This is a genomic window from Chryseobacterium sp. WG23 (genome assembly GCF_024586575.1).
Lineage (GTDB): Bacteria > Bacteroidota > Bacteroidia > Flavobacteriales > Weeksellaceae > Chryseobacterium.
The window spans coordinates 197,736-203,824 of the sequence record NZ_JALCZE010000012.1 but is presented as its reverse complement, the minus strand read 5'-3'; the positions used below and the strand labels follow the sequence as shown (position 1 = coordinate 203,824).

General features: G+C 36.1%; 8 protein-coding genes. 6 read left to right on the top strand and 2 right to left on the bottom strand.

Features of this window, described 5'->3' with window-relative positions; genetic code table 11:
• Nucleotides 1-646 precede the first annotated feature (646 nt).
• Nucleotides 647-1,081 (top strand): GNAT family N-acetyltransferase, encoded by a 435-nt coding sequence (locus MP477_RS18585; RefSeq protein ID WP_257191551.1) that lies wholly within the window; start codon nucleotides 647-649, stop codon nucleotides 1,079-1,081.
• The gene (locus MP477_RS18580) at nucleotides 1,081-1,548 is read left to right on the top strand and encodes an N-acetyltransferase (protein ID WP_257191550.1); all 468 of its coding nucleotides are present in this window, start codon (nucleotides 1,081-1,083) and stop codon (nucleotides 1,546-1,548) included. Before MP477_RS18585 ends, MP477_RS18580 begins: the two co-directional genes overlap by 1 nt.
• Here MP477_RS18580 and MP477_RS18575 read toward each other — a convergent pair.
• Complete coding sequence (locus MP477_RS18575; RefSeq protein WP_230040945.1) at nucleotides 1,522-2,421, bottom strand: LysR family transcriptional regulator; 900 nt, start codon at nucleotides 2,419-2,421, stop codon at nucleotides 1,522-1,524. The genes MP477_RS18580 and MP477_RS18575 overlap by 27 nt on opposite strands.
• A gap of 40 nt (nucleotides 2,422-2,461) precedes the next feature.
• Nucleotides 2,462-3,208, bottom strand: coding sequence for a metallophosphoesterase (locus MP477_RS18570; protein ID WP_230040947.1), 747 nt, complete (start codon nucleotides 3,206-3,208; stop codon nucleotides 2,462-2,464).
• A 258-nt stretch (nucleotides 3,209-3,466) separates the two neighbouring features.
• Between MP477_RS18570 and MP477_RS18565 the strand changes: the two genes are divergently transcribed.
• The 4 genes from MP477_RS18565 to MP477_RS18550 all read left to right on the top strand — a co-directional run bounded on the left by MP477_RS18565 (nucleotide 3,467) and on the right by MP477_RS18550 (nucleotide 6,009).
• Nucleotides 3,467-4,081, top strand: coding sequence for an NAD(P)H-dependent oxidoreductase (locus MP477_RS18565; protein WP_257191549.1), 615 nt, complete (start codon nucleotides 3,467-3,469; stop codon nucleotides 4,079-4,081).
• Nucleotides 4,081-4,965, top strand: coding sequence for an NAD-dependent epimerase/dehydratase family protein (locus MP477_RS18560; protein WP_257191548.1), 885 nt, complete (start codon nucleotides 4,081-4,083; stop codon nucleotides 4,963-4,965). The genes MP477_RS18565 and MP477_RS18560 overlap by 1 nt, the downstream gene beginning before the upstream one ends.
• Before the next feature lies 1 nt (nucleotide 4,966).
• Nucleotides 4,967-5,254 (top strand): putative quinol monooxygenase, encoded by a 288-nt coding sequence (locus MP477_RS18555; RefSeq protein WP_257191547.1) that lies wholly within the window; start codon nucleotides 4,967-4,969, stop codon nucleotides 5,252-5,254.
• Nucleotides 5,255-5,334: 80 nt separating this feature from the next.
• The gene (locus MP477_RS18550) at nucleotides 5,335-6,009 is read left to right on the top strand and encodes a type 1 glutamine amidotransferase domain-containing protein (RefSeq protein WP_257191546.1); all 675 of its coding nucleotides are present in this window, start codon (nucleotides 5,335-5,337) and stop codon (nucleotides 6,007-6,009) included.
• The last annotated feature ends 80 nt before the right edge of the window (nucleotides 6,010-6,089 follow it).

The window sequence follows — 6,089 nt, the reverse complement described above, 5'->3', positions numbered from 1 at the left end:
TAAAATTGAGTGCTGCTCATCTAAAACCACAAATATTCATTTGATAAAACTTGCTGAAAATCTTTGATTTTCTTGCGCCTTAAAAGCTGTTTATAATGAAATTTCTTTGCGTCTTTGCGTTTTTCCAACACATTATAACATAAACCTCATTCAGATAATAGAATGTTGGAAACGCAAAGGCGCAAAGGGTTTTTACATACTTTATGCTATAAGACGCAAGGATTTTATCTTCGATAAAATTGAGTGCTGCTCATCTAAAACCACAAATATTCATTTGATAAAACTTGCTGAAAATCTTTGATTTTCTTGCGCCTTAAAAGCTGTTTATAATGAAATTTCTTTGCGCCTTCGCGTTTTCCCAACACATTATAACATAAACCTCATTCAAATAATAGAATATTGGAAACGCAAAGACGCAAAGGGTTTTTACATACTTTATGCTATAAGACGCAAGGATTTTATCTTCGATACAATTGAACGCTGCTCATCTAAAGCAGCAATATCATAAACTTGCTGAAAATCTTTGATTTTCTTGTACCTTAAAAGCTGTTTATAATGAAACTTCTTTGCGTCCTTGCGTTTTTCCAACACATTATAAACTTCCTTTCTAATTTCTAATTTTCTATTTTTGTCAAAATCTTAAATCATGTCACATCAAATAAGGCTTGCCACTACTGAAGATTATCCGAAAATCATGGAAATATGGGAATCTGCCGTAAAAGCTACCCACGATTTTCTTACTGAAGAAGATTTTAATTATTTCAAAGAAGCCATTCCAAGGGACTATCTACCCAACCTGGAAGTCTATGTAATTACTGAAAACGGTGAAAGTAAAGGCTTCTCATCCGTTGCTGAAGGCAATCTGGAAATGCTTTTCATCCATAATGACGTCCGTGGAAAAGGCTATGGAAAAGCTCTTTATCAATTCATGAAAGAGAAAACAGGCCTTACCAAAGTAGATGTTAACGAACAGAATCCACAGGCCATTGGATTCTATGAGAAGATGGGCTTCAAAACGATAGGAAGATCAGAAAAAGACAGTTCAGGAAAGGAGTATCCACTTATTCATATGAGCTTATAATGGAAAATTTCACTTTCATCAGTATTGAATCTGGTTCGAAAATTCCATACGGGCTGCTATTATTGGCAGATGAAACTGTAGAAGCTATTGACCGGTATATTTTCAAATCTGATATTTATCTTTTACAGAATGGTGTGGAGGATATTGCTGTTATGGCATTGTACAAGAACAGCAATACCGAATTGGAAATTAAAAACATTGCTGTTGTAGAAAGCTATAGAAGCAAGGGAATAGGAAGTATTCTGATGAATAAAGCAAAAGAAATTGCAAAAGAATATGACTATAAAACTCTGACTGTCGGAACCTCGGATACCGGCTTCCAACAGATCAGATTTTATGAGAAAAACGGTTTCATCAAAAACGGAATTCTTAAGGATTTTTTTATTGAAAATTATCCGGATCCTATTTATGAAAACGGATTACAAATGCGGGACATGGTTCTACTTACCCATCACCTTACGGAATAGCCCCTTGATATGTTCTATTTCCGTTTGATAGTTGGTATTTTTCCGGCATCCGAAATACAGGGTATTTTCCAGCTTTTTTTTGCCTTCCCAGATCAGCTTTACATCTCCGCCGTCTATTTCGTTTTTGCATAAAAAATCAGGAACAACGGCTAGTCCTGCCCCTCCTTTTAAACAACGGATAATTGAGTTTAAATTGGGAACGATATAATTGGGTCTAAAATTCGGTTTGTGACCAAAGTTTAGGGTCCAAAATTGAAAAAGATGCTCCATGTCTCCTGTGGTTCCATACCATTTTTCTTTTTTCAGCCACTCTTCTATCTGTTCTGCATTTTTTGTTTTCAACACTTTTTTAAAATCATCCGTATCCACCTCTTTTCCTCCAACAAGGACAATCTGTTCAGAAGAAAATGCTTCATGCTCTATATTGGGAGAAGATCCTTTTTTAGGAGTGATGATAAGATCCAGAATTCCTTTATCCAGCTGATCAAGCATTTCCGGATATTCCCCAAAGCTGATGATCAGATTAAAGGGCAGGGAAGAAACATATTGCTCTAAAGTCGTCTGAAAAGTTTCAAAACACATTCCCACACTAATGGTCGGAGTATGTTTTTCCGTAGATTTCTGAAAATTTTTCTCTACATCTTCGAGTTTCGTGATAGGTTCGGCTACTGCATTAAACAATACTTTCCCCCGCTCCGTAGGAATCATCTTCCTGCCGGTTCTGTCGAACAGTTTATATCCTACATAAGCTTCCAATGAACTTAAATGTAAGCTCACTCCGGGCTGTGATATAAATAAAGCATCAGCAGCTCCTGTCAGGGTCCCGGTTTTATAGATCGCCTTAAAAGTACGGTACCATTCTAAATTGACCATGAATTAATTATTAATATTATAATACAAAGCTACAACATAATTATAATATTAATACATTTTGATTTCTTAAAAACGAGGCATAATAATCAGGAATCTCGCTTTCCAGTATCTTAAGAACGGTTTCATCAAGCGGATAGCTCAGTTGTATGATCTCCGGAATAATCTTTTCTTCATCTAAAGTAAGTATTACATATGAAGCTAATCTATTCTCTTCCTTAGAGCGGCCTACAGAGCCACAATTAACGGCCCAGCTATTATTATCAAACTGCTTTTTAAACGATAAATGAGTATGCCCCATCACAATAATATCAGATTTGGACTCTTCCAGCATTTTTATAAAGACCTCATCACTCTCAGATTTATACAGATAAGTATCATTACTCGATAGACTTGCGTGCATAAGCTGAATATTCCAGTGCTTCTTCCCTATTTTATAGTTTAATTTCAAATGAAAAGGAAGCTCAGAAAGAAACTTTTTATTGGATTCTGTAATGTGTTTTTTAGAATGATCAATAGCAACGAACCGGGCAAGAGTTTCTTCTTCGGTATGCTTAGATAATGGAACCACAGGAATATCGAAAGCAATCCTTTCGTCATGGTTTCCCATTAAACAGGGAATATTCAGCTCTTTAATTTTTTCAGTCACTTCATTTCCCCATGGAGCAAAATCTACAAGATCTCCCAGACAGAATTTTTGACGGATTCCCCTTTTCTCTATATCTTCCAACACCGAATTCAACGCGGGAAGATTTCCATGCACATCACTAAAAACTGCAATCTGTATCATATTCATTCTGTTTATCATAACAAATGTACAAGAGAGAAAGGAATTTTGACTCAGATCTGATATGACATTTCACCATACAACCTTGAATAGTCTGTTTTTACCGCATCAATATAATCGTAGATTTTGTACAACAGGCAAAGCACATTAATCTGAGACTACAAACTATCATTATTATAATAGTTCAGTATAATTTATACTATTTTTATTATACATAAATCCACCCTAACTTTGCATTATAAAATGTAAACAATCATAAAAATGAAAAAAGTATTAATCATCAACGGAGGGCAAAACTTTGGACATTCCGGAGGAAAATATAATGACACTATCGCAGAAAATACACTGGAGGTTTTAAAATCATTTGGCAATATAGAGGTAAAAGTAACCAACGTAAGTGAAGGATATGATAAACATGAGGAAGTGAAGAAATTTGTTTGGGCAGATTATATCGTTTACCATACTCCGATCTGGTGGTTTCAGCTTCCTAATGGCCTGAAAAAATATATTGATGAAGTTTTCACAGCAGGTCATGCAAAAGGAATTTATATGAGTGACGGCAGAAATGCAGAAAATCCGGAGATCAATTACGGTACCGGAGGAATGCTTGGCGGTAGAAAATATATGCTGACCACAAGCTGGAATGCTCCTGCAACGGCCTTTACACTTCCCGGAGAGTTTTTCGGCGAAAGAAATGTAGATGACGGACCGCTATTTGGTTTTCATAGAATGAATGCTTTTGTTTCTCTAAAAAAAATGGAAAGCTTCCACTTTCATGATGTGGAAAAGAATGCCAATATAGAGCGCGATATGAAGCTGTACAGAGCGCATGTTAAAAATGTATTTGAACAGGAACTAAAACCACAATTAGCCTAATGAAAAAAATACTCATAACAGGCATCACCGGTTATATTGGTGGTACTGTTGCAAAAAAACTGGTTGAAAAAAACTACAGCGTGACAGGGCTTGTCCGTAATGCAGCTGCTGCAGAAAAGCTACAGCAGCTAGGAATTGAATATATAATAGGCGATATACATGATGAAACTGTTCTGAATGCTGCAGTTTCTAAAGTAGATGCCGTTATCCACACTGCTGATTCTGCTGATGACGCCTATGCAGCAGACAGTTTTATAAATGCTTTGGAAGGGAGTGGTAAAACTTTTATTTTCACCTCAGGCTCAGCCATCTTTGGAGGAAAAGAAAATGGAGAAAAAAATGACTTTATTTTCACAGAAGATTTCCCCCTGAATCCAAGACTGGAAATGGCTTCAAGGGTATTAATCAATAATTATGTTCTTCAATCTGCTAAAAAAAGGATAAGAAGCATAGTCATTGTACCTACTATGGTTTACGGAGAAGGACTGGGTCTGAAAAAAGACAGTATTCAGCTTCCGGCTTTAATCAATCTATCCAAAGAAAAAGGATTTGGGGTTTATTTTGGAAAAGGTGAAAATATATGGTCGAACCTTCATGTTGAGGATTTAGCAGATATGTATGTGCTTGCTTTGGAAAAAGCAAAAGCCGGTTCAATGTACTATGCAGAAAACGGTTCTTCAACAATCAAAAATCTGGCTGAAAACATAAGTCTGCATTATCATTTACAGCCTGCACAATCTGTCAGCATACAAGAAGCTGTACATACATTTGGTCCCGCAGGCGGATATTTCGGATTTGCTTCAAACAGCTTATGCAATTCCGACAAAGCAAGAAGAGAATTGGGATGGAGCCCTCAATATAAATCGATCGAAAATTTTATTTAATATGAAAATTCACCTTACAGCCATAATAAAATCCAAAGAAGAACATCAGACAGAAGTATTGGAAGTTCTTCAGAATATGGTAAAAGAAACAAGAAAAGAAGAGGCTTGCGAGCTGTATACCCTGCATCAGGGAATTGAAGATAAAAACCAGTTTGTTTTCTATGAAATCTGGAAAAGTGAAGAAGGGCTGGCACAGCATAATCAGCAGCTTTATATTCAGGCTTTCGGAGCTTTGGCAGATGAAAAGCTTCAGGAGAAACCTCAGATTTATATCACAAATATTATATAAGTATGAAAAAACTGGCACTTTTATGTCTTAGCCTGTTCACCATAGGATTTATTCAGGCACAACACCAAAAAACAAAACATATGAAAAAGAAAATTTTATTTGTCGTAACCAGCCATGATAAGAAAGGCAATACTGGTGAAGACACAGGATACTATTTGGGAGAAGTTTCTCATCCATGGGAAGTTCTTCACCAGGCGGGCTATGAGATCGACTTTGTAAGCCCTAAAGGCGGAACACCTCCGGTAGATGGATTCGATCTAAAAGATCCTGTAAACAAAGAGTTTTGGGAAAATAAAGAATACAAAAATAAGATTGATCATTCTCTGACTCCATCCCAGGTTAATCCTAAAGATTATTCAACCATATTTTATGCAGGAGGGCATGGAGCAATGTGGGATTTTGCAGATAATACTGAATTAGCAAGTATCGCCTCAGCAATTTATGAAAATGGTGGTATTGTAGCAGGCGTATGCCATGGCCCTGCAGGTTTGGTTAATATCAAACTTAACAATGGAAAATACCTCGTTGACGGAAAGAGAATCAATGCTTTTACCAACGAAGAAGAATCTGAAGTAAAATTAACAGATGTTGTTCCTTTCTTATTGGAAAATAAACTAAAAGAAAGAGGAGCAAAATTTGAAAAATCAGGTCTTTGGCAGAATCATGTAGTAACGGACCAAAGAGTGATCACAGGACAGAATCCGCAATCTGCAAAAAGCGTCGGAGAAGCAATTTTAAAAGAATTAAATAAATAACAATTCATTTTTAATCCCAAAACCCAACACTCAAGAAGTAAAAGTTAAGATGTTTGTGAAAAAGAATACTTATGTTCTCG